The organism is Psychroflexus montanilacus (assembly GCF_020164535.1).
In the GTDB taxonomy this organism is placed as follows: Bacteria; Bacteroidota; Bacteroidia; order Flavobacteriales; family Flavobacteriaceae; genus Psychroflexus; species Psychroflexus montanilacus.
On the sequence record NZ_JAIQZC010000003.1, the window covers coordinates 230,188 to 250,283 of the forward strand.

At 36.9% G+C, this 20,096-nt stretch carries 23 protein-coding genes; 12 read left to right on the forward strand and 11 right to left on the reverse strand.

Features of this window, described 5'->3' with window-relative positions:
* Positions 1-20: 20 nt before the first annotated feature.
* Positions 21-656 carry a low molecular weight phosphatase family protein gene (locus tag LB454_RS09995; protein WP_224464527.1) on the forward strand — a complete coding sequence of 212 codons (636 nt, stop codon included), beginning with the start codon at positions 21-23 and terminating at the stop codon, positions 654-656.
* Here LB454_RS09995 and LB454_RS10000 read toward each other — a convergent pair.
* Positions 636-1,592, reverse strand: coding sequence for a DUF3667 domain-containing protein (locus tag LB454_RS10000; protein ID WP_224464528.1), 957 nt, complete (start codon positions 1,590-1,592; stop codon positions 636-638). The two genes, LB454_RS09995 and LB454_RS10000, sit on opposite strands and share 21 nt — an antisense overlap.
* A 131-nt stretch (positions 1,593-1,723) precedes the next feature.
* Here LB454_RS10000 and LB454_RS10005 point away from each other — a divergent pair, with 131 nt between their 5' ends.
* From LB454_RS10005 to LB454_RS10020, 4 genes are read left to right on the forward strand one after another with little or no spacing between them, the layout of a single operon-like run.
* Positions 1,724-2,398, forward strand: a complete 675-nt coding sequence (locus LB454_RS10005; protein WP_224464529.1) for a helix-turn-helix domain-containing protein — start codon at positions 1,724-1,726, stop codon at positions 2,396-2,398.
* A 2-nt stretch (positions 2,399-2,400) separates the two neighbouring features.
* Entirely contained in the window at positions 2,401-4,065 is a 1,665-nt protein-coding gene (locus LB454_RS10010; RefSeq protein ID WP_224464530.1) for a peptidase domain-containing ABC transporter, read from the forward strand.
* Between the two features lies 1 nt (position 4,066).
* Positions 4,067-5,434: an HlyD family secretion protein gene (locus LB454_RS10015; protein WP_224464531.1), complete on the forward strand. Its 1,368-nt coding sequence runs from the start codon at positions 4,067-4,069 to the stop codon at positions 5,432-5,434.
* Positions 5,431-6,852, forward strand: a complete 1,422-nt coding sequence (locus LB454_RS10020) for a TolC family protein (protein WP_224464532.1) — start codon at positions 5,431-5,433, stop codon at positions 6,850-6,852. The genes LB454_RS10015 and LB454_RS10020 overlap by 4 nt, the downstream gene beginning before the upstream one ends.
* 1 nt (position 6,853) lies before the next feature.
* Here the strand turns inward: LB454_RS10020 and LB454_RS10025 are convergent, their stop codons facing one another.
* Complete coding sequence (locus tag LB454_RS10025) at positions 6,854-7,447, reverse strand: riboflavin synthase (RefSeq protein WP_224464533.1); 594 nt, start codon at positions 7,445-7,447, stop codon at positions 6,854-6,856.
* A 51-nt stretch (positions 7,448-7,498) separates the two neighbouring features.
* On the opposite strand from LB454_RS10025, the gene pdxA reads away from it, so the two are divergent.
* The 4 genes from pdxA (at position 7,499) to LB454_RS10045 (ending at position 10,373) form a co-directional block, all read left to right on the forward strand.
* The gene (gene pdxA / locus LB454_RS10030; RefSeq protein ID WP_224464534.1) at positions 7,499-8,524 is read left to right on the forward strand and encodes a 4-hydroxythreonine-4-phosphate dehydrogenase PdxA; all 1,026 of its coding nucleotides are present in this window, start codon (positions 7,499-7,501) and stop codon (positions 8,522-8,524) included.
* A gap of 71 nt (positions 8,525-8,595) precedes the next feature.
* On the forward strand, positions 8,596-9,135 hold the full coding sequence (locus LB454_RS10035; protein ID WP_224464535.1) for a YceD family protein: 540 nt from the start codon (positions 8,596-8,598) through the stop codon (positions 9,133-9,135).
* A gap of 14 nt (positions 9,136-9,149) precedes the next feature.
* Entirely contained in the window at positions 9,150-9,353 is a 204-nt protein-coding gene (rpmF, locus tag LB454_RS10040) for a 50S ribosomal protein L32 (protein WP_224464536.1), read from the forward strand.
* Positions 9,354-9,632: 279 nt separating this feature from the next.
* Positions 9,633-10,373: a T9SS type A sorting domain-containing protein gene (locus tag LB454_RS10045; RefSeq protein ID WP_224464537.1), complete on the forward strand. Its 741-nt coding sequence runs from the start codon at positions 9,633-9,635 to the stop codon at positions 10,371-10,373.
* Positions 10,374-10,462: 89 nt separating this feature from the next.
* Here the strand turns inward: LB454_RS10045 and LB454_RS10050 are convergent, their stop codons facing one another.
* The 4 genes from LB454_RS10050 to aspS all read right to left on the reverse strand — a co-directional run bounded on the left by LB454_RS10050 (position 10,463) and on the right by aspS (position 14,640).
* Positions 10,463-10,654: a cold-shock protein gene (locus tag LB454_RS10050; RefSeq protein ID WP_019037592.1), complete on the reverse strand. Its 192-nt coding sequence runs from the start codon at positions 10,652-10,654 to the stop codon at positions 10,463-10,465.
* A 113-nt stretch (positions 10,655-10,767) separates the two neighbouring features.
* A complete protein-coding gene (locus LB454_RS10055) occupies positions 10,768-11,049 on the reverse strand; it encodes a hypothetical protein (protein ID WP_224464538.1) in 282 nt (93 codons plus the stop codon).
* Positions 11,050-11,058: 9 nt separating this feature from the next.
* Positions 11,059-12,846, reverse strand: coding sequence for a chloride channel protein (locus tag LB454_RS10060; protein ID WP_224464539.1), 1,788 nt, complete (start codon positions 12,844-12,846; stop codon positions 11,059-11,061).
* A gap of 45 nt (positions 12,847-12,891) precedes the next feature.
* Positions 12,892-14,640, reverse strand: coding sequence for an aspartate--tRNA ligase (aspS, locus tag LB454_RS10065; protein ID WP_224464540.1), 1,749 nt, complete (start codon positions 14,638-14,640; stop codon positions 12,892-12,894).
* Positions 14,641-14,861: 221 nt separating this feature from the next.
* Between aspS and LB454_RS10070 the strand changes: the two genes are divergently transcribed.
* The gene (locus tag LB454_RS10070; protein WP_224464541.1) at positions 14,862-15,221 is read left to right on the forward strand and encodes a toxin-antitoxin system YwqK family antitoxin; all 360 of its coding nucleotides are present in this window, start codon (positions 14,862-14,864) and stop codon (positions 15,219-15,221) included.
* A 39-nt stretch (positions 15,222-15,260) separates the two neighbouring features.
* Here the strand turns inward: LB454_RS10070 and LB454_RS10075 are convergent, their stop codons facing one another.
* Positions 15,261-15,827 carry a DNA-3-methyladenine glycosylase I gene (locus LB454_RS10075; protein ID WP_224464542.1) on the reverse strand — a complete coding sequence of 189 codons (567 nt, stop codon included), beginning with the start codon at positions 15,825-15,827 and terminating at the stop codon, positions 15,261-15,263.
* A 50-nt stretch (positions 15,828-15,877) separates the two neighbouring features.
* Between LB454_RS10075 and LB454_RS10080 the strand changes: the two genes are divergently transcribed.
* Positions 15,878-16,495 (forward strand): thioredoxin family protein, encoded by a 618-nt coding sequence (locus tag LB454_RS10080; RefSeq protein ID WP_224464543.1) that lies wholly within the window; start codon positions 15,878-15,880, stop codon positions 16,493-16,495.
* Here the strand turns inward: LB454_RS10080 and truB are convergent.
* From truB to LB454_RS10100, 4 genes are read right to left on the reverse strand one after another with little or no spacing between them, the layout of a single operon-like run.
* Positions 16,492-17,190, reverse strand: coding sequence for a tRNA pseudouridine(55) synthase TruB (gene truB / locus LB454_RS10085; protein ID WP_224464544.1), 699 nt, complete (start codon positions 17,188-17,190; stop codon positions 16,492-16,494). The genes LB454_RS10080 and truB overlap by 4 nt on opposite strands.
* Positions 17,183-17,980, reverse strand: coding sequence for an undecaprenyl-diphosphate phosphatase (locus LB454_RS10090; protein WP_224464545.1), 798 nt, complete (start codon positions 17,978-17,980; stop codon positions 17,183-17,185). The genes truB and LB454_RS10090 overlap by 8 nt, the downstream gene beginning before the upstream one ends.
* Entirely contained in the window at positions 17,980-18,243 is a 264-nt protein-coding gene (locus LB454_RS10095; protein WP_224464546.1) for a DUF3098 domain-containing protein, read from the reverse strand. Before LB454_RS10095 ends, LB454_RS10090 begins: the two co-directional genes overlap by 1 nt.
* Positions 18,244-18,245: 2 nt before the next feature.
* Positions 18,246-19,124 (reverse strand): cell division protein FtsX, encoded by an 879-nt coding sequence (locus LB454_RS10100; protein WP_224464547.1) that lies wholly within the window; start codon positions 19,122-19,124, stop codon positions 18,246-18,248.
* Positions 19,125-19,433: 309 nt separating this feature from the next.
* Between LB454_RS10100 and LB454_RS10105 the strand changes: the two genes are divergently transcribed.
* Entirely contained in the window at positions 19,434-20,003 is a 570-nt protein-coding gene (locus LB454_RS10105) for a hypothetical protein (RefSeq protein WP_224464548.1), read from the forward strand.
* Positions 20,004-20,096 lie beyond the last annotated feature (93 nt).

Genomic DNA, 20,096 nt, shown 5'->3' on the forward strand with positions numbered 1-20,096 from the left:
TCTATCCAACATCAGCATTTATGTTTCCAAGAATAGAAAAACTTTGTAGAAAATTTGAAAGTGAACGCGATTCAATTTCAGCAGAAAGAAAGCATGTCTTAAAAAATATAGCCATAGCTATAGATTCTCAGATTGAAAAAAATGGGAAATCTCAATTGATATACATTTGTACACATAACTCCAGAAGAAGTCATTTTGGCCAAATTTGGGCAAGAGTTGCTGCAGAGTTTTATGGTCTTTCTTCCAAGATTCAGGTCTTTTCTGGCGGTACAGAAGTAACAGCATTGCATCCTAACTCCATAACAGCTCTGGAAACTATGTGTTTTCAAGTGAGTCAAAATGCTGATGAAATAAATCCAAGGTATGAAGTTAAATTTGGAGATCAACTTTCAACTACATGTTTTTCTAAAGTTTATGATGCTTCTGAAAATCCAAAAGAAGATTTTTTGGCGATAATGACCTGCTCCCATGCTGATAAAAACTGTCCATTTATACCAGGTGCATCCTCAAGATTTTCTACGCCTTATGAAGATCCAAAACTGTTTGATAATACCAAGCTTCAAGACCAAAAGTATTTGGAACGAGCTGTAGAAATTGGTAAAGAGGTTTTTTATATGATGTCTTTAACTCAACTTTCAAAAAAAAACTATACTTAAAATCGAGAAACTTATCAGTACAAAAAGAATACTAAAAAAGTAACAGTTAATCATCAGAAATTGTTTTACGATGGTTTTAAACCTATTTTGAGTATAAAACTTTCGCATGGATTTATACAAGTAAAACAGATAGACAAGCAACCATATCCATAAATCTACAAAACTTATCACGATGGCTAAAAGCAACAATATTAAAAACACAGTTTGCTGATTGTAATTGAAAATAAGATGATGGGTATAAGGAATTTTTTTTCTGATGTAGAATAAGACGTTGAATAGTGTAAAAATGGGCACAAAAAAGAACAGGAAAAAAGGAAGTTTGGGCAAGAGAAAGTTTAAATAAGCCTTGGGGTTATCCTGCAATCTTGTGTAGCCTTTTAGGAAATCAAATTTTAACCTATTGGTAAGGCTTTCTTCTTCATTTGTAGCTGCAATGGTTTCAGCATAAGTGGTTTTTGGATTTTCTTTTAAATAAGCTTGAATTTTTGATGCTGGGGTTCCATCGTCAAAATCAAATTCATAGTCGAAGCTTTCACTAAGAGCAGAGCTTTCCTCTTCAGAAATACTTTTATAATCATTGAGTTCCTCCCTGTTAATCCAGCTGATAATAAGGAAAAAGACTATGGCTGTGCTAATAAAAAAGCGAAACGGATTTACATAACTTATTCTTTTGCCTTCAATATAGGCCCTGCTTATTTTGCCAGGTTTTAATACTAAAGCACCAATGGTTTTTCTAAAGCGTGAGTCATAAGAAAATAAACCAGCAAAAAACTCCATCAAAAGCTCTTTCAGAGTTAAGGCTCTGGACGAGTTTTTTTGTCCGCAGTAAGAGCAAAAACGATCTGATATGTCCAGAGAATAATCGCAGTTGAGGCAAGATTCTGTTCTGTTCTGAAAACGCTTTGGTCTTGATCTAAATTTGATTCTTAGTTTCATACTTTGAAAAAACTTGCACAAATTACATTATTTATAGATTGTATGATAACATCCTATTCAATTTATTTAACATTTCATTATACACTACATTGATAGTATAACTATTACATTCGCGTTTTAAATTATTGAGAATGCATAATATACTATCTAGCCTGAGAGTAGATATAAATTCTGATCTTTATTTAAAAGATCCCGAGAGTTCTCCTTTAGGGCTCAAGATTGTAAAGTCGAGTATTGATCTCATTGATCTTCATGGTATTGAAGAGTTTAATTTCAAGAAGTTAGCCAAGGCCATTGGCTCTACAGAAAGTTCCATCTACAGATATTTTGAAAATAAGCACAGACTCCTATTGTATTTATCTTCATTATATTGGGGAATTATGGAATTTCAAATGGTAGTGCAAACCAATAATATGAATCCGGGAATGGAAAAGCTGTTGAAAGCAGTCGAGACCTTATTTAGTACTCCAGAAACAACTTACTCTTCTTTTGAAGTAGATGGAGGAAAGTTGAGGCATATCTTAAATTCAGAATTTGTAAAAGCATATCATCACAAACTTGTCGATGTTCAGAACGAAGCAGGTTATTTTAGTATTTATAAGCGTTTGGCACTCAGATTGTCTGAAATGATAGTAGGGGTAAATCCAAAGTATGCTTACTCTAATAGTTTAGCATCCCTCATCATTGAAGGATCCCTGAACCAATATTTCTTATCTGAACATTTTCATAATTTAACTGACTGTCATTCAAAAGATAATTTATATTTATTCCATAAAGATTTACTGACCAAAACATTAAAGCATTAAGTATGGCTGCAGGCAATACAAGGACACCTTGGGTAAGACTTTGGAGATTACTTTCACTAGAAAGAAAATCGGTTTTTAAAATATTATTTTATGCTGTTTTCGCAGGACTTGTCGAACTTGGTCTTCCGCTTGGTATACAGGCTATTGTAAATATCATAGTAGGAGGCAGCTTCAATGCCTCGGTGATTTTACTAACAGGCGTCGTTCTTTTTAGTGTTGCTTTTGCCGGAGTATTAAGGTATATGCAGATTAGAATCGGTGAAGATCTTCAGCAGCGTATTTTTGCAAGATCTTCGTTTGAACTCATCTACAGATTCCCGAAGATGAAGTATTCTGCCTTACAAAATGAATACCCTCCAGAGCTGGCTAATCGATTTTTTGATGTAATGACCATTCAAAAATCTCTACCCAAGCTGTTGATAGAATTTTCGAGTGCATTTATACAAATCGGATTTGGTCTAATCTTACTATCACTTTACCATCCATTTTTTGTTTTCTTCGGTATTTTAATTGTTCTTCTTTTTTATGTCATTTTTAAACTTTCGCTTAATGAAGGGGTGAAGGAAGTACTTATCGAATCAGAATATAAGTATAAAACCGCGCACTGGATTCAGGAAGTAGCAAGAAGTATAGAAGGATTCAAAGTGTCAGAAAGTTTCTCTTATTCATCCTATAGAAATGATGAGACCAGTCTAAAATACCTGAACGCCAGAGAAAGACATTTCCGTGTATTGAGGTTTCAGTTTTTCAAAATGATCGCCTTCAAGGTTATAGTAGCAGCAGCACTGCTCATAGGGGGTGGTCTTTTGGTCATCAATCAGCAGATGAATATAGGTCAGTTTGTAGCTGCAGAAATTGTCATTTTATTGATGATTACTTCGGTAGAAAAATTGATTAAAGGCCTTGAAGATCTTTACGGATTACTTGCAGGCTTAGAAAAATTGGGAAGAGTAACAGATATTCCTATCGAGTCTCAATCTGGAGACAGACCTTTCAATAAACAGGAAGATTTTGTTTTCGAATATAGTAATGTGAGCCTTACTATTGGAAAAGAGCAATTGTTAAAAAACATCAATACCACTATTCATCCTCAAGATCTTATTTTGGTAAGCGGCTCTCCGGGCTCTGGAAAGTCAACTTTACTTAGGGTTCTGGTAGCCTTGATCAATGAGATAGAAGGAAATATTTTTGTAAATAACATCAATCTCAAAAATGTAAACCTAACATACTTTAGAGATTTTGCAGGCCATTATTTCCCAAGTAATAAGACTTTTGAAGGGACTATTTTTGAAAATATTACTTTAAATAACCCAGATATCTCCATGGAATATGTTCAGTTTTTGGTAGAAAAACTTCACCTTTCAAAATTTGTAAAGGCTCAGGATCGAGGCTTAAAGACTACAATTTATTCGGAAGGTCGTCAACTACCTTATACTGTTAATAAAAAAATAATGATAGCAAGAGCTGTTGCTTCGCAGCCAAAACTTCTAGTTTTGAAAGATCCAACTGAAGATCTCCAAGATGAAGAGTCTAGAAAAATTATAGATTTCTTAACTAGTCCAGACAGACCTTGGGCAATTGTGGTTGTGAGCAATAATAAAATATGGAAAGAAAAGTGTAATCGCTTCTTCTATATGGATAATGGAGAAATGCAAATAAAAGAATAGCATGCTAGATATATCAAAACTTAGACTTAACGAAAAAGTTGATTTATCTAATTATAAATCAATGCAATTCACGTTTCATAAAGACCGTTTTCTTACCTTCAATAAGGTGATGACAGTTTTTGGAATAGTCTTATTAGCCATTTTATTCCTTCCATGGACGCAAATTGTACAAGGAAAGGGCTTTGTAACGACACTGCAGCCAAATCAAAGGCCACAAAATATTGAGTCTGCTATCTCAGGAAGGATTGAGAAATGGTACGTCAAAGAAGGTCAAATTGTAAACAAAGGAGACACTATATTATATATCTCTGAAGTCACAGATAAGTTTTTTGACCCAGACTTACTCCAGAGAGCTCAGTCTCAAATTACTGCAAAAAACTTTTCTGTTGAATCTTATACTTCAAAAGTAAAGGCTCTTAATGTTCAGATAGAAGCGCTTACAGAAGAAAGAAAACTAAAGCTAGAGCAAGCCGTCAATAAGCTTATGCAGGCTAACTTGATGGTGGAGAGTGATAGTATTGAACTTGAGGCTGCTAAAACCCAGGTGACCATTGCAGAGCGACAGTATGAACGAACCGAAAGCTTAGAAAAAGAAGGGTTGAAAGCTGTAACCGATCTGGAAGGAAAAAGATTACAGCTTCAAAACAGCCAAGCCAAGGTTGTTTCTCAAAAGAACAAATTGCTGGCAAGTAGAAACGAAGTTATAAACGCGCAAATAGAAATTTCAAGTATCAAAGCCAGTTATCAGGATAAGATTTCTAAAGCGGAGAGTGAAAAGTTCACGGCACTTTCGAGCCAGTATGACACCGAAGCTCAGCGAACCAAACTCGAAACAGATCTTTCCAATTTTACAGTTAGATCTGGGATGAGGTACATAACAGCGCCTCAGGATGGATTTATAAACAGAGCGTTGCAGAGCGGTATTGGTGAGACTTTTTCTGCAGGGACCAAAATTGTGAGCATCATGCCTATCGATATAGATCTGGCTGTTGAAACATTTGTAGACCCTTTAGACTTACCATTATTACACCCTGGAGAGCCTATAAGAATTATTTTTGACGGATGGCCTGCAATTTTCTTTTCTGGCTGGCCTAATTTATCTTACGGTACTTACGGTGGTCAAATTGTTGCAGTTGAGAGAACCGCGAGTCCTAATGGAAAATTTAGAGTACTTGTTGAGCCAGATCCTAAAGAGGGAGAATGGCCAGATGTAATTAGAGCAGGGTCTGGAGCCAGAACGCTTGCACTCCTAAATGATGTTCCTGTGTGGTATGAGGTCTGGAGGCAAATAAATGGCTTCCCACCAGATTACTACAAACCTCAAGATGCTAATACAAGTGTGAATAAGAATCAAAATACTGGAAAATGAGCCGTTTCTATTTACTAGTATTTGGTTTTATATTTCATTTGACCTCAGTTGCTCAGGATTCACCAGAAGAGGTAGCTGAAGATAATGTCTTAAGTCTCAATGAATTTTTGGCTTACGTGAAAGAATTTCATCCTATAGCTCAACTTGCTAATTTTGAAATCTCTTCAGCCCAGGCAGAATTGCTTAGATCACGTGGCGCTTTTGATCCTCAGGTGATGGTAGATTGGAAAAACAAAGAATTTAAGGGGACTGAATATTATGATGTTCTGAATTCTACATTCAAAATACCTACCTGGTATGGAATTGAGGTGAAAGCTGGGTTTGAACAAAATCAAGGTCAGTTTTTGAACCCAGAACGTACAGTGCCAGACGATGGATTATACAGTGCAGGAGTCTCGGTACCGATAGGTCAGGGGCTTTTTATTAATGATAGAATGGCAGACTTAAGGCAGGCCAAAATCATGCAGGATTTAAGTCAGGCGCAGCGAGATATTAGACTCAACCAGTTGCTTTCTGATGCCGTGTTAGCTTATCTGGATTGGTATTTGTCAAACAGAGAGGTTAATTTATTTGAAAATTTTGTTGATAGAGCAGAAATCAGGTTTGACGGTATTAAACAAAGTGCACTTGCAGGAGATATTCCAACAATAGATACACTGGAAGCTGGAATCATAGTTCAAAATCGGAAATTAAGTCTGGAACAAGCGAATTTGAAATTGATTAAAAGCCGCCTAAAGTTGTCTAATTTTTTGTGGTTTGAAGATAATATCCCATTGGAACTTGGTCCTTTTGTCGCTCCTGAAGATTTGGATGAAAATTCATTAGACCCGGTCCTTGGCACCAATTTGCTTCAGTTGGAAAATTTTGTTTTGGAAGATCATCCAAAAATAAGGGCTTTGGATTTTAAAATAGATCAGCTTGAAGTAGACCAAAGGCTGAAGGCTGAAATGCTCAAACCTCAGTTGGATGTTGAATACAACTTCATCAACGAACGTGTTGGTCAATTTGAAAATTTCAACACCAACGACTATAAAGCTGGGGTTTTCTTCAAAGTTCCTTTATTTTTAAGAAAGGAGCGTGGAAATTTAAAATTAGCAAAGATTAAAGTCAATGAGGCACAGCTGGATTTGGATTTTGAATCTCTACAGCTTCAGAATAAAATTCAAGCGTCCAGGAGTGAAATTTTATCCTTTATAACTCAGCTTAATACTTTTCAATCTATTGTAGAAGATAATACCAGCTTACTCCGGGCAGAAGAGCGAAAATTTAGTTTTGGTGAAAGTTCCGTATTCCTCATCAATGCAAGAGAGGTAAGCCTTATCGATGCCAGATTGAAGGAAATCAAAGTATTTGAACAACTTCTTAAATCCAAGGCAGACCTCTTCAATATTTTGATAAATGATGTAACTATAGATTAAATTACTGGGATTGAAGTTCCATCAGGCGTTTAACGTACTTTCCTATTACATCAAATTCCAGATTCACAACATCACCTTTTTTCAACGTTTTGAACGTTGTGTGCTCGTAAGTATAAGGAATAATAGCCACGCTAAATTCATTCAATTTTGAATTCACAACCGTTAGGCTCACTCCATTAATGGTGATGGAGCCTTTCTCTATAGTCACGTTCATGAGTTTTGGATCGTATGAAAAGGTGTATTCCCAGCTTCCATCTTTCGTTTCTGCACGTTCACATGTAGCGGTCTGGTCCACATGACCTTGCACAATATGCCCATCGAGGTGAGCATTCATTCTCATGCCTCTTTCCAGATTGATGAAGTGTCCTTCTTTAAGATGCTTTAGATTGGTCTTATTTAAAGTTTCATCGATTGCAGTGACTTTATAGGTGTCCTCTTTTATGTCAACAACAGTAAGGCATACGCCATTGTGTGCTACACTCTGGTCAATTTTTAATTCTCTGGCAAGATTTGCCTTAATTGTATAATCTATATTCCCTCCCGAAGTCTCAATTTTTGAGATACTTCCTACTTCCTCAATAATACCTGTAAACATAATTGTAGATTATTTCGTTACCTTTGTTTACTACAAAAATAGATGAATTTTATGAAAACAGGGTCAAATATAAGAGTGGGAATTAGCATTGGAGATATGAATGGGATTGGACCTGAAATTATATTGAAATCTCTACAGGACAGTAGAGTTCTGGAGCTTTTTACTCCTGTTATTTTTGCTAATTCCAAAATGATGTCTTTTTTTGGAAATCATTTCAAGATCAAGTTACAATTTCACGGTATTGCTAAAGCTGAAGATGCAGTAGAAGGCAAAATCAATGTAGTGAATGTATGGAAGGAAAACGTGAAAGTGAATTTTGGAAAAGAAGATAAAACCATAGGCGGTTATGCCATCAAATCGCTTAAAGCGGCTACTCAAGCATTGGTCAAAAAAGATATTGATACGCTCGTCACAGCGCCTATAAATAAGAATAGTATACAGTCAAATGAGTTTAATTTTCCTGGACATACAGACTTTTTAGCTCAGGAACTTAAAGGAGATAGCTTGATGTTTATGGTTTCTGATAACATTAAAGTGGGACTTTTAACAGATCACGTGCCTGTGAAAGATGTCTCTTCCAAAATCAATGAAGAGCTTATCAGTAAAAAGGTAAGTGCTATTCATGAATCACTTAAAAAAGATTTCAATGTTAGAGAACCAAAAATTGCAGTTTTAGGAATCAATCCGCACTCTGGTGACGGTGGAGTGATAGGCAAGGAAGATGATGAGGTGATCAAGCCAGCGGTAAAGAAATTTATAGACAGTGGGAAGTTTGTTTTTGGGCCATATGCTGCAGATAGTTTTTTCGGTTCCAAAAACAATGCAAACTTTGATGCAATTATAGCAGCCTATCACGATCAGGGACTGATTCCTTTCAAAACCTTATCCTTTGGAAACGGAGTGAATTTTACAGCTGGCCTCAACAGAATAAGAACTTCGCCAGATCATGGGACAGCCTTTGATATTGCTGGTAAAGGTATTGCTGAAGGCAGTTCGTTCACCCAAGCTATATTCATGTCGATTTCCATTTTTAAGAACAGAATGGAGTATTTGAAACTGACTAAAAATCCATTGTAAAATCATTATTGAATTTAAGAAAGGATTATTGCAAATTTTTAATATATTTGCAGGCTCAAAACTGATGTTGAATGAGGAAGTTTAAAGCTTACGCGATACCCTTTGTGGGGTTGAAGGAAGGACAGCACAGATTTGATTACGAAGTTGATAATGCGTTCTTTGACCTTTTTGATTTTCAAGAATTTAATAATTCGGCTATTAAGGTGAATTTAGAATTCACTAAAAAAGCAAACATGCTTGAGCTGGAATTTAGTTTTTCTGGTCATGTGAATGTGAATTGTGATGTCACTTTAGAACCTTACAATCAGCCTATAGACAATCATCTGTCATTGGTGGTAAAGTTTGGGGAAGATTATAATGACGATAATGAAGAACTGTTGATTTTGCCTCACGGTGAACACGAAATAGAAGTTCAACAATACATTTATGAAGGAGTTATTTTAGGCCTACCAGCCAAAAGAATTCATCCAGGTGTAGAAGATGGGTCTATAAAATCTGACATTCTTGAAAAATTAGAAGAGTTGAAACCTAAATCAGTTTCAAAAGAAGAAAAAAAAGAAGAGGATACAGATCCTCGCTGGGATAAACTTAAGGAATTACTAAACGAATAATACATATTTGAGCAATGGCACATCCAAAGAGAAAAATATCGAAGACAAGAAGAGATAAGAGAAGAACGCACATCAAGGCTAAAATGCCTCAAATCGCTACAGATACTACAACTGGCGAAGCGCACTTATTTCACAGAGCACACTGGCATGAAGGTAAATTATTTTACAGAGGTCAGGTTTTAATTGACAATACTGAAGACGCTGAAGTAGTAGAATAAGTCCGATTTACTTTTTTGTAATAGCATTACTCCTTTATTAAATTAAAGGAGTTTTTTTGTTTAAAATAGTTTTTATCTATCTTTAAATCAAAATCTTACATTACGAAACAGCTCTACTCTTTACTCTTTCTGGTCCTTTTACATTCCACCGAATCTCAAGCACAAATTACAAGCATTCCAGACGAAAATTTTGAACAAGCCTTAATCGATCTTGAAATTGATTCAGATGGGATTATTAATGGTCAGGTTTTTACTTCTGATATTGAAAACATAATTGAATTGATATTAAGTCCAATTAGTACTGGGATCATTCAAATCAATGATTTTACGGGTATTCAAGATTTCACACAGCTTGAAGTTTTAAATCTCAATAACACCTCTTTTAATTTTTATGGGGACGATAGTAAAGCCGACTTTTTGAATAGTAACTTGAATTTACGTGAAATTTATATCACAAATGATGCGGCTGACGTTCCAGAAATATCTCTAGAAAGTTTGAACCTGAGTAATCTGCAAAACCTGGAATATTTAGATTTAACCAATGTGGATATCAAATCTATATTTTTAAATAATCCTGAGTTTAATTATGAAAACATTACTTTAGAACTGAATTTTGAGGGTTTTCCCAGAGGTCAGAACGATTGGCCGGTTTGTATAGGAGTCAATGATCCAGATGCTGCTAGTTCAGGAAGTTTCCCTTATGACACCTGGAATATTCTCGCTGGTGGTGTTAGAACATTCTCATTTTCTGCAACCTGCAACTTAAGCGCTGAGGATTTTGAAAGTATGAATGAGGTTTCAATTTTTCCCAATCCAATTCAGGATGTTTTACACTTCATTAATCCCAATAAAATCAAAATAGAGCAAATTGAAGTGTATAGCATTAGTGGTAAATTGGTGAAATCTTTTAAAGAGGTTGGAGGTAACATTTACCTAGAAAATCTAACTTCAGGGGTTTACTTCGTTAATCTTATCAGTCAAGATCAGAAAGCTAAAAGCTATAAAATCATAAAGCAGTAATAATAAAAGTTGTGCTTAAAACTTACATAACAAAAACGCCACTCGAAAGAGTGGCGTTTTAAGGTTTTGAAAAAAAAATGTTTATATGATTAGATCAAACGTACATCTGTAGCGTTCATTCCTTTTCTTCCTTCTTCTTCTGTGTACTCAACTTCGTCACCCTCATTAAGAGTTTCTCCGTTTAGTCCTGTAACGTGAACAAAGATGTCTTCTCCTGTCTCGTCGTTTGTAATGAATCCATAACCTTTAGACTCATTGAAAAATTTTACTTTACCTTGCATAATAATAAATAATAATTAATAATATACAACAAAAGTAAACAAAATTAATGTTCTGTATTCAATTTATTTAAAAAGTTTATTTTAATTAAATCATTTTCAATAAACTAGAATTCTCATTTCTTGTTTTCATCTGACTTATCCTCTTCTTCGGAGTCTTTGCCTGAATTCTTTTTATTCATCCTGTCCATGTTTTCTTTGGTTAAAGTATAGTCCTGTAGACGTTTACCCTTCCATCGATGTGCCAAAAATAAAGGCATGAGCACAAACGCACTGGCCAAAACACTTATACCTATAATGCGTTCTCCAACTAGCACATCACCATAATATTTAAAATATGCTCCAAGTATAAATCCTGCAGCAATAAGAAGTGAAACTAATTTAATAAGTGCTCTCATAGGGATATTTTAAACGGTAACTTCAATCAATTTTTGTCTATAAGCGGTCAGTAATTTGGATTTAGAAATGAATCCTACATATTTTCCATCTTTAACAACTGGTAAATTCCAGGCATCTGTCTCTTGGAATTTTTTCATAATGTCGTTCATTCTGCAATCATTTAATTCGATGACATCAGGTGCTTTCTGCATCAAATCGACAACTGACATTTCATGATAAAGACTTTTATCAAACATGATGGTTCTAATATCATCCAGAAGAATTATACCTTTAAAGATATGGTTTTCATCGACGACCGGATAGATATTCCGTTTCGATTTTATCACTCCTTCATTAACGATTTGTTCCAAGTTCATATTATCCGTTAGTACTTTAAAATTGTCCTCAATTACCTGATGAATGTTCATTAAAGTAAGCACAGCCTGATCTTTGTTGTGTGTAACCAGGTCGCCTCTTGCGGCCAATTCCATGGTATAGACGGAATTGGGTTGAAACTGACTAGTGATCACATAGGATATAGCTGCAGTAATCATAAGTGGAATAAATAAGCTATACCCACTAGTGATCTCCGCAATTAAAAAAATAGCGGTGAGGGGAGCGTGCATCACACCTGCCATCAAGCCAGCCATGCCTACCAAAGTATATTGACTCACAGATACAGGTAGTTTAGTGATTCCTAGAACATTAATTACCAAGGCGTAGCAATGACCTATCATACTTCCTATAAAAAGTACAGGCGCAAAAATTCCTCCTATACCACCTGCTGCAATAGTCACTGAAGTTGCAATCATTTTGAATATAACCAAAAGAATTAAAAAAGCAATAATCACCCAGGTGCTACTCCAGCCTTTAAGAAATTTATTTTCAGTTACCAGTTCGTGGTTTCCGGCGAGTAATTCATTCACTGTTGAGTAACCTTCACCATAAATTTGCGGAACTAGAAATAAAATCCCACTCAAAATAATACCGCCAACAATAATTTTATTGATTCTTTTTTCAAAAGAGCTAAACCTTTTAAATGTATAGATGTAAACTTTGGTAAATGTGATAGAAGCAAAGGCTGTAAAAATTCCTAAAGCAATATAGAAAGGAACATCGCTTATCTGAAAGGCTTCACCTAACTGCGTGTGAAGAATAATATCTGAACCAAAGAAAAAATAGGAGGTGAGTATGGAAGAAACGGAAGCAACAAGTAAAGGAATCATGGATACTAAAGTGAGATCCAGACTGAAAATTTCAATAGCAAAGATAATTCCCGCTATAGGAGCTTGAAAAATTGAGGACATGGCCCCAGCTGCTGCGCAGCCAATCATGAGAGTTCTTGAGGCTTGCGTAAGATTTAAAAACTTTGAAAAACTTGTGCTTAAAGCCGCACTGGAGACTACTGTAGGGGCTTCAAGTCCAGCTGAACCTCCAAAACCTAACGTGATTGGCGCGGTTATGATAGAAGCGTAGTTTTGAAATTTTCGCATAAATCCTTTCCGTCGAGATATGGAATATAAAGTGGTAGAAATCCCCTGGCCTATTTCTTTTTTTAAAATGTATTTGGTAAATAAATACACTAGCAATAAACCAACCATCGGAAATAGAAAGTAGTAGGCGTTATGATAATTGGATATGTATCCACCTCCTAAAAGGGATTGTATGAGGTAAGTCAGGTTTTTGATGACCACAGCAACAAGACCAGAAAGCAATCCAACAACAGCACTTATAAGAATAAGCAACTGTTGTTTGGAAAAGCTTTTTTCCAGCCATTTGGTGACTTGAGTCAATACTTGAGTGAGTTTCAACTTCATCAATGTTTAAATTAAAAATGGTTTGAGAAGTTATATGCTATTTACTTAGCTTCTCAACTTGAGGTCAAGCTCCTTCAGTTGCTCTTCATCTATAGGGGCCGGTGCGTCTATCATAATATCTCTTCCTGAATTATTTTTTGGGAAGGCGATAAAATCTCTTATGCTCTCCTGTCCGCCCAAAATGGCTACAAGCCTATCTAGACCAAATGCAATTCCGCCATGAGGAGGAGCGCCGTAAGTAAAGGCTTTCATCAAAAACCCAAACTGAGCTTCAGCCTCCTCTTTGGTAAAGCCAAGATAATCAAACATCATGGCTTGCGTTTTCTGATCGTGAATTCTTATGGAGCCACCGCCAATTTCATTTCCATTTAAAACTAAATCGTAGGCATTGGCCTTTACTGCGCCAGGATCTGTAGCGAGTAATGGGATCTGACCTACTTTTGGAGACGTAAACGGGTGGTGCATGGCGTGGTAGCGCTGAGTATCTTCATCCCATTCCAGTAATGGAAAATCAATGACCCATAATGGAGCAAATTCATCTGGCTTTCTCAAGCCTAGTCGATTACCCATTTCCATTCGCAAGGCACTCAATTGAGCTCGGGTGGCGGTAGCCTCACCAGATAACACACAGATCAAGTCTCCTGGTTGTGCCTGAGTTTGTTCTGCCCAGGCTTTCAAATCGGTTTCATCATAAAATTTATCCACAGAAGATTTTAGGCTTCCATCCGCATTGAATTTTACGTACACCATACCTTTGGCGCCGACTTGTGGACGTTTTACCCAATCGATGAGTTTATCGATTTCCTTTCTAGAATAGGATGCTCCACCAGGGATGGCAATTCCCACAACCAATTCAGCTTCATTAAACACTTTGAAATCTTTATGCTGAGCAACGTCATTCAATTCGCCAAACTTCATCCCGAAGCGAATATCAGGCTTGTCGTTTCCATAAGTTTTCATCGCTTCATCGTAAGTCATGCGAGGAAAGTCCTGGACGTCCACACCATTGATTTCTTTCAGAAGATGCTTGGTTAAGCCTTCAAACGTATTTAAGATGTCTTCCTGTTCTACGAATGTCATTTCGCAGTCAATTTGGGTAAACTCAGGTTGTCTGTCTGCTCTCAGGTCTTCATCTCTAAAACATTTCACAATTTGAAAATACTTGTCCAAGCCACCTACCATCAGCAGTTGCTTAAAGGTTTGTGGGGATTGAGGCAAGGCATAAAACTCCCCGGCGTTCATTCGGCTTGGAACGACAAAATCTCTCGCGCCTTCGGGTGTGGACTTGATCAAATAAGGCGTTTCAACTTCAACAAAATCTTGCTGGGAGAGGTAATTTCTTACGGCCATTGAGACTTTGCTGCGGAAAATCAATTTGTTTTTTACTGGATTTCTTCTGATGTCTAAATAGCGGTATTTCATCCTCAAGTCCTCACCACCGTCGGTTTTGTCTTCAATAGTAAAAGGAGGGGTTTCAGATGAATTTAAAACGGTGAGCTTCTCTACCAAAACCTCAATGTCTCCTGTCGACATGTTTTCGTTTTTGGATTCTCTTTCCAAAACTTCACCTTCCACCTGGATTACAAATTCTCTCCCCAACTCTCTGGCTTGTTCAATCAATGCCGAAGATGTTCTTTCTGAATCAAAAACAAGCTGAGTAATACCGTACCGATCTCTCAAATCTACCCAAATGATAAATCCTTTGTCTCTTATTTTTTGAACCCAACCCGATAAGGTTACTTTTTTAGTTATAAATGAGAGGTTTAACTCACTGTTATTGTGATCTCTATACATGTCTTGTTATTTATGAAACGATCTGCAAAAATAAGAAGTTAGCCGTCTTAATGTAGTTAAGCAGAAGAAATTTTTACCAATATGTAATTTTTAATGTTACTAAATTATGAACAGCGTATTGTAGTTATATCAAGGGTTTTGGGCTGCTATGTAAATTTAATGTTAACTAAGTGTTTTTTAAACGTAAATTATGTGTATATTTGATTCTAAATAAAAGACATATGAAAGCATTTAGCACCCTTGTGATGGTTTTTTTAATGAGTTTTACACTTTTTGCTCAAACAGAAAATAACCTGGTGAAGACAGAGAAAGTAGGAGATTTAGAAAAAGTGATGATATATTATGAAAGTGGTGAATTGCACCAAATAGGTTTTATCAAAAATGATAAACTTCACGGTGACTGGCAATCTTTTGATAAAGATGGAAATAAGACGGTAGAAGCTACTTACAATAAAGGTATGAAGGTCGGTAAATGGACCTTTTGGAACAACGGAGAAAAAACTGAAGTCAATTATAATAACAGCAGAATTGCTGAAGTGAAAGTTACTCAGAATGGGAAAACCGAAGTAGTGAGTAACTAAATCGTAATTTTCCTTTTTGATCATAAAGTGCCTAAGCAATTAGGCGCTTTTTTTATGTTTAAAACAGGAGGTCAAATGGTCATTCACTATTCCTGTGGTTTGCATAAATGCATAAACTGTTGTTGGCCCTAGAAATTTGAACCCCCGTTTCTTTAAGTCTTTAGCTATGGTTTGACTTAATTCGGTGTGAGCAGGAACTTCATTCAGTTGAGAAAATGAATTCAATTTGGGTTGGCCATCGACGTAGTTCCAGATGTAATCTGAAAATGAACCAAACTCCTTTTGAATTTCAATAAACGCCTTAGCATTGGTAATGGTAGCTTCAATTTTTCCGCGATGCCTAATAATGTTTTCATTTTGGAGCAATTCTGAAATCTTTTCTTCAGAATACTTCGCAATTAATTTGTAATCAAACTCATCAAAGGCACTTCTAAAACCTTCTCTTTTCTTTAAAATAGTAAGCCAGTTCAGTCCAGCCTGGAAGCTTTCAAGCACCAGCATTTCAAAAAGCTGGCGATCTTCATAGACAGGTTCTCCCCATTCTTCATCGTGATATTTCACATAGATTTCAGAATTAGTGCACCAGTCACACCTTACTTTTGCCATTGTAATGATTTAATTTGATTATCGACTATCTCAACAAAAACAACATTTACATGTCTGCACAACATAAACTTGAAATTATAAAAAAGCATTTAGATAAAACGCTTTCTTATTCAGAATATAAAAACCTTGTAGAAACACTTTTAAAAAAAGGGAAATCCACTGGGTTCACTCAAAATGAAGCTTTTTTGAATTATTCAAAGTTAGGATTTAATCGGATGAAACGCTGGGAGAAAACTTCAGAATTAACCGAAGATCAAATTCAGAAAATTAAAAAGGTAAAACAGAAACAAACCTGGTTGGTCATTACGGAAGGCTGGTGTGGAGATGCAGCGCCTGTGATTCCTATCATGAAAAAAATAGCAGATCACAATCCGTTGATTGACTTCAAATTGATTTTGAGAGATGACAATGACGAGTTGATGAGTCAATTTTTGACCAACGGAGGGAAATCCATTCCAAAATTAATTTCCTTCAATCTTGAAGAGGAAGAAATTCTATTCACCTGGGGACCGCGACCTAAAGAAGCTGCAGATTTGGTAGCTAAAGAAAAAGCGGAGTTTGGAAAACTGAGAGATAAATTTAAAATGACCCTTCAAAAGTGGTATAATCAGGACAAAGGCAAAAATATCGCTGAAGACCTAGTGAATTGCTTGGCACTGAATGTTTAGTCGTTCAATATCTTTTCAAAATCCTCGATAGAAAGCGCATCTTCCACTCGATAGTCACCAATTCGCGTTCGCCTAAGTTCAGATAAATAAGCACCAGAATCAAGCGCTTTGCCGAAGTCGTAAGCAAGACTACGGATGTAAGTGCCTTTACTGCACTGGACTTTAAATGTCAACTTTGGTAAGTTGTTTTCAAGGATTTCAAAGGATTCAATTTGAACTTTGCGTTCAGGGATGTCCACTTCTTCGCCTTTTCTGGCAAATTCATATAGGCGTTTGCCTTCTTTTTTTAAGGCTGAAAAAATAGGAGGGCGTTGCATGATTTCTCCTTGAAACTGAGCAAGTGCATTTTCAATAAGCTCTTGGTTGATGTGAGAAGTGTCAAAGCTTTCATCAATTTCAGTTTCCAGATCATAGGATGGCGTAGTAGCCCCCAGGGTAAATTCACCAGTATAAACTTTGGTTTGCCCCATCAAGGATTCGATGGTTTTGGTAGCTTTACCTGTGCATAAAATCACAAGTCCAGTCGCCAAAGGATCTAATGTTCCTGCATGACCTACCTTTATTTTTTTAAGACCAAATTTTTGTTTGATCAGCCATCTTACTTTATTCACGACCTGGAAAGAGGTCCAGTGCAATGGCTTGTCGAATAACAAGACCTGTCCTTCTTTGATATCTTCTATTGTCAATTTATCCATTTACTTGAGTAAAAATGATAGCTCCAACACCTACGACGAAACAGTAGATGGAGAAGTATTTCAGTTTGCTGCGTTTTACGATGGAAATCATCCAGGTGCAGGCAAATAAGCCTGAAATGAAGGCGGTGATAAACCCAACACCATAAATCAGCATATTAGCATTTTCAAGTGAAAGTTCTCCGCCGGTAATGTCTTTCGCAATTTTTCCAAAGATCAGCGGAATCACCATCAAAAATGAAAATCTTGCGGCTTTGGACTTATCATTCCCCAGCAAAACCGAAGTCGCAATTGTAGAGCCACTTCTGGAGATGCCAGGCAAAATAGCTATGGCTTGCGCCACGCCAATGACAAAAGCATTGCTATAAGAAACCGGCTTTCGTGTTGCCCTGGCCTTGTCGGTAAGCCAAAGGAGAAGCGCTGTAAAAATCAGCATAAATCCAACCAAAATGATATTTTCTCCAAAAAGCATTTCCATTTCAGACTCAAAAAAGTAGCCCACCAAGCCTGCAGGAATCATAGAAACTATAATCTTCAATGAAAACTGGGTTTCTTCATTCCATCGGAAAGACAACAAGCCTTTTAAAATCTCAAGAATATCTTTTCTGAAAATCACAATCGTACTCAAAGCTGTTGCAAAGTGAAGAATTACAGTCAATAATAAGGATTCTTTCGGCAGGCTATCATCTCCTAAAATCGCTTTGCCTAACTCCAAATGTCCGCTAGAAGAAACCGGTAGAAACTCTGTTAAGCCCTGGATAATCCCAAGGATACCTGCATCCCATATATCCATTACTTGGCCGACTTAGGCTTGAGTAAAATGGCATAAATCTCGATCGCAAAACCAATCAACACCACTGTTGGCGCAAGCCGAATGCGTCTCCAGCTAAAGATTTCTGGATTGAACACATTAGGATCGTCGCTGCCGCCGCCGGCCATTAGAATAAACCCAAGAGCAATCACAGCCAGGCCAATGATCATAAATTTATAATTTTCTCTCTCAAAAATAAACTTCTCGTTTGCCTTTGCCTCTTTTTTACGTTTACTTTCTCCCATAATTAGTAGTACAATTCGTCAGTTTTCAAATTCAAAAAGCGCTGCGTCGCAAAAAACGTACTCAGCCAGGATATCAGGATGCCAAGAACAAGCACTCCGGCAAAAATCGCCGCCAGCAAGATTTCATCGCTGATGAGGTTCAGTTCTGGAAAGCTTTTGTCGAGATAATACAATACGACCGCCATCCCGATTAAGGAAATGGATGAGCCTATGATCCCAAGTTTCACGCTTTTCAATATAAATGGTCGTCTTATAAAACGCTTGGTCGCGCCCACCATTTGCATGGTTTTTATCGTAAATCGTTTGGCGTAGACCGAAAGCCGTATCGAGCTGTTAATCAGCAATACCGCAATAAAGGTCAGCAATCCACTCACCGCCAATATCCAAAAACTCAGGCGCTTGATATTATCATTCAGCAAGGCAATCAGCGGTTTGTCGTAAATAATTTCGTCTACAAAGTCTTTTTCACTAAGATCTCTGGAAATTTCAGCAATTTTGGTTTCAGATACATAGTCGGCATTAAAATAAACATCGATAGAGTTTTGCAGCGGGTTGTACCCCAGAAACTCCATAAAATCTTCACCAATCTCCTTGCTGTAATCCTTGGCAGCCTCCTCTTTAGAGACAAACTCTATGCTTTTGGTATATTCCGCCAGGGCAAGCGACTTTTGCAATTGATCGATTTCTACCTCTTTCGCCGTGTCCTTCAAGTAGATGGATAAAGCGATTTGCTCCTTAAAATGGTCGGCCACTTTCTTGGTATTGAGCACTAGTAATGCCAGTAAACCTACAAGAAAGAGCACCAAAGCAATGCTGATCACCACCGAAAAGTAGGAGGTAATCAATCGCCGTTTCTGGTATTTCTCAAAAGATGAAGCCACTCGATAAATTTTGGTAAAAATATAAAACTATAGCATTATAACGTTGAAGCGCGAGATTAATTTTATGGGCGCTTTCACCCGCTATCCGCTCCAACTCCGCAGGCCTCACTTCCAGGTCTAGAGCTTGGAGCGGCTTTTCCTCCGGGCAAGCGCTCCAAGCTCGACCTGAAGCGTTCTGCCTTTACGGGGTTTTTGCTGCTATCGGGAGCGCAGGCCTGGAAGACGAGCCATGATTAGATTTCCAAAAATTATAAGATGTTGAAACTATCTTTTGTATATTTTAGCAATCACTAATCAATCATACTAATCATGAAATCAATCATCACAGTGACGCTAGCATTCTGCTTTTCATTGTCTTTCGCACAAAACAATGAAGAGTCAAGAGCAACAGATTCTATTCCCAAAAGCAATTACGAAAAGGTACACGAGATTCGACTTGGAGGCTTTAAACTCCTAGCTGCCGGATACTTTGATGCCGCTTACGAATATATCAACACACCAACTTCAGGCTTTGGGGCTTCACTCTTCATTAACTTCGACGATTCTATTGAAAATGAAAACTTCGGCATAAGTCCTTATTATAGGTTTTATTTTGGAAGAAAAGATGACTTTCAAGGGGAGCGTTTTTTTGTGGAGCTTTTTTCCTTCTTCTACTCAGGAGAAGACGATGAAGTGTATTTTTCTCAAAACGGTATGCAAAGAGTTGAGAGTGGAGAATCCTTTTTTGATGTTGCTCCTGGTTTTGCTTTAGGTTCCAAATGGATCAATTCCTCAGGATTTGTTTTTGAGATCAAATTAGGAATCGGAAGAAACTTGCTCGGAAACAGCCCTAATGAATTTGTTGGCGCAGGAGATTTTTATATCGGTTATAGATTTTAAAAGATATTCCAAGTTTTGAAACTGATTTTTTATTTTAATTACCTGACTTTCGACTCCCGACTCAAAAACGACTTCAACTTTTAATTTCATTCT

Excerpts from the sequence above, each read along its gene's own strand:
- rpmF (WP_224464536.1), top strand. The coding sequence starts at position 9,150 with ATGGCACATCCAAAGAGAAAAATATCGAAGACAAGAAGAGATAAGAGA.
- LB454_RS10055 (WP_224464538.1), bottom strand. The coding sequence starts at position 11,049 with ATGAGAGCACTTATTAAATTAGTTTCACTTCTTATTGCTGCAGGATTT.
- LB454_RS10005 (WP_224464529.1), top strand. The coding sequence starts at position 1,724 with ATGCATAATATACTATCTAGCCTGAGAGTAGATATAAATTCTGATCTT.
- LB454_RS10000 (WP_224464528.1), bottom strand. The coding sequence starts at position 1,592 with ATGAAACTAAGAATCAAATTTAGATCAAGACCAAAGCGTTTTCAGAAC.
- LB454_RS10060 (WP_224464539.1), bottom strand. The coding sequence starts at position 12,846 with ATGAAGTTGAAACTCACTCAAGTATTGACTCAAGTCACCAAATGGCTG.
- LB454_RS10050 (WP_019037592.1), bottom strand. The coding sequence starts at position 10,654 with ATGCAAGGTAAAGTAAAATTTTTCAATGAGTCTAAAGGTTATGGATTC.
- LB454_RS10080 (WP_224464543.1), top strand. The coding sequence starts at position 15,878 with ATGTCTGCACAACATAAACTTGAAATTATAAAAAAGCATTTAGATAAA.
- LB454_RS10035 (WP_224464535.1), top strand. The coding sequence starts at position 8,596 with ATGAGGAAGTTTAAAGCTTACGCGATACCCTTTGTGGGGTTGAAGGAA.
- pdxA (WP_224464534.1), top strand. The coding sequence starts at position 7,499 with ATGAAAACAGGGTCAAATATAAGAGTGGGAATTAGCATTGGAGATATG.
- LB454_RS10010 (WP_224464530.1), top strand. The coding sequence starts at position 2,401 with ATGGCTGCAGGCAATACAAGGACACCTTGGGTAAGACTTTGGAGATTA.
- LB454_RS10015 (WP_224464531.1), top strand. The coding sequence starts at position 4,067 with ATGCTAGATATATCAAAACTTAGACTTAACGAAAAAGTTGATTTATCT.
- LB454_RS10075 (WP_224464542.1), bottom strand. The coding sequence starts at position 15,827 with ATGGCAAAAGTAAGGTGTGACTGGTGCACTAATTCTGAAATCTATGTG.
- aspS (WP_224464540.1), bottom strand. The coding sequence starts at position 14,640 with ATGTATAGAGATCACAATAACAGTGAGTTAAACCTCTCATTTATAACT.
- LB454_RS10105 (WP_224464548.1), top strand. The coding sequence starts at position 19,434 with ATGAAATCAATCATCACAGTGACGCTAGCATTCTGCTTTTCATTGTCT.
- LB454_RS10025 (WP_224464533.1), bottom strand. The coding sequence starts at position 7,447 with ATGTTTACAGGTATTATTGAGGAAGTAGGAAGTATCTCAAAAATTGAG.
- LB454_RS10090 (WP_224464545.1), bottom strand. The coding sequence starts at position 17,980 with ATGGATATATGGGATGCAGGTATCCTTGGGATTATCCAGGGCTTAACA.
- truB (WP_224464544.1), bottom strand. The coding sequence starts at position 17,190 with ATGGATAAATTGACAATAGAAGATATCAAAGAAGGACAGGTCTTGTTA.
- LB454_RS10095 (WP_224464546.1), bottom strand. The coding sequence starts at position 18,243 with ATGGGAGAAAGTAAACGTAAAAAAGAGGCAAAGGCAAACGAGAAGTTT.
- LB454_RS09995 (WP_224464527.1), top strand. The coding sequence starts at position 21 with ATGTTTCCAAGAATAGAAAAACTTTGTAGAAAATTTGAAAGTGAACGC.
- LB454_RS10070 (WP_224464541.1), top strand. The coding sequence starts at position 14,862 with ATGAAAGCATTTAGCACCCTTGTGATGGTTTTTTTAATGAGTTTTACA.
- LB454_RS10020 (WP_224464532.1), top strand. The coding sequence starts at position 5,431 with ATGAGCCGTTTCTATTTACTAGTATTTGGTTTTATATTTCATTTGACC.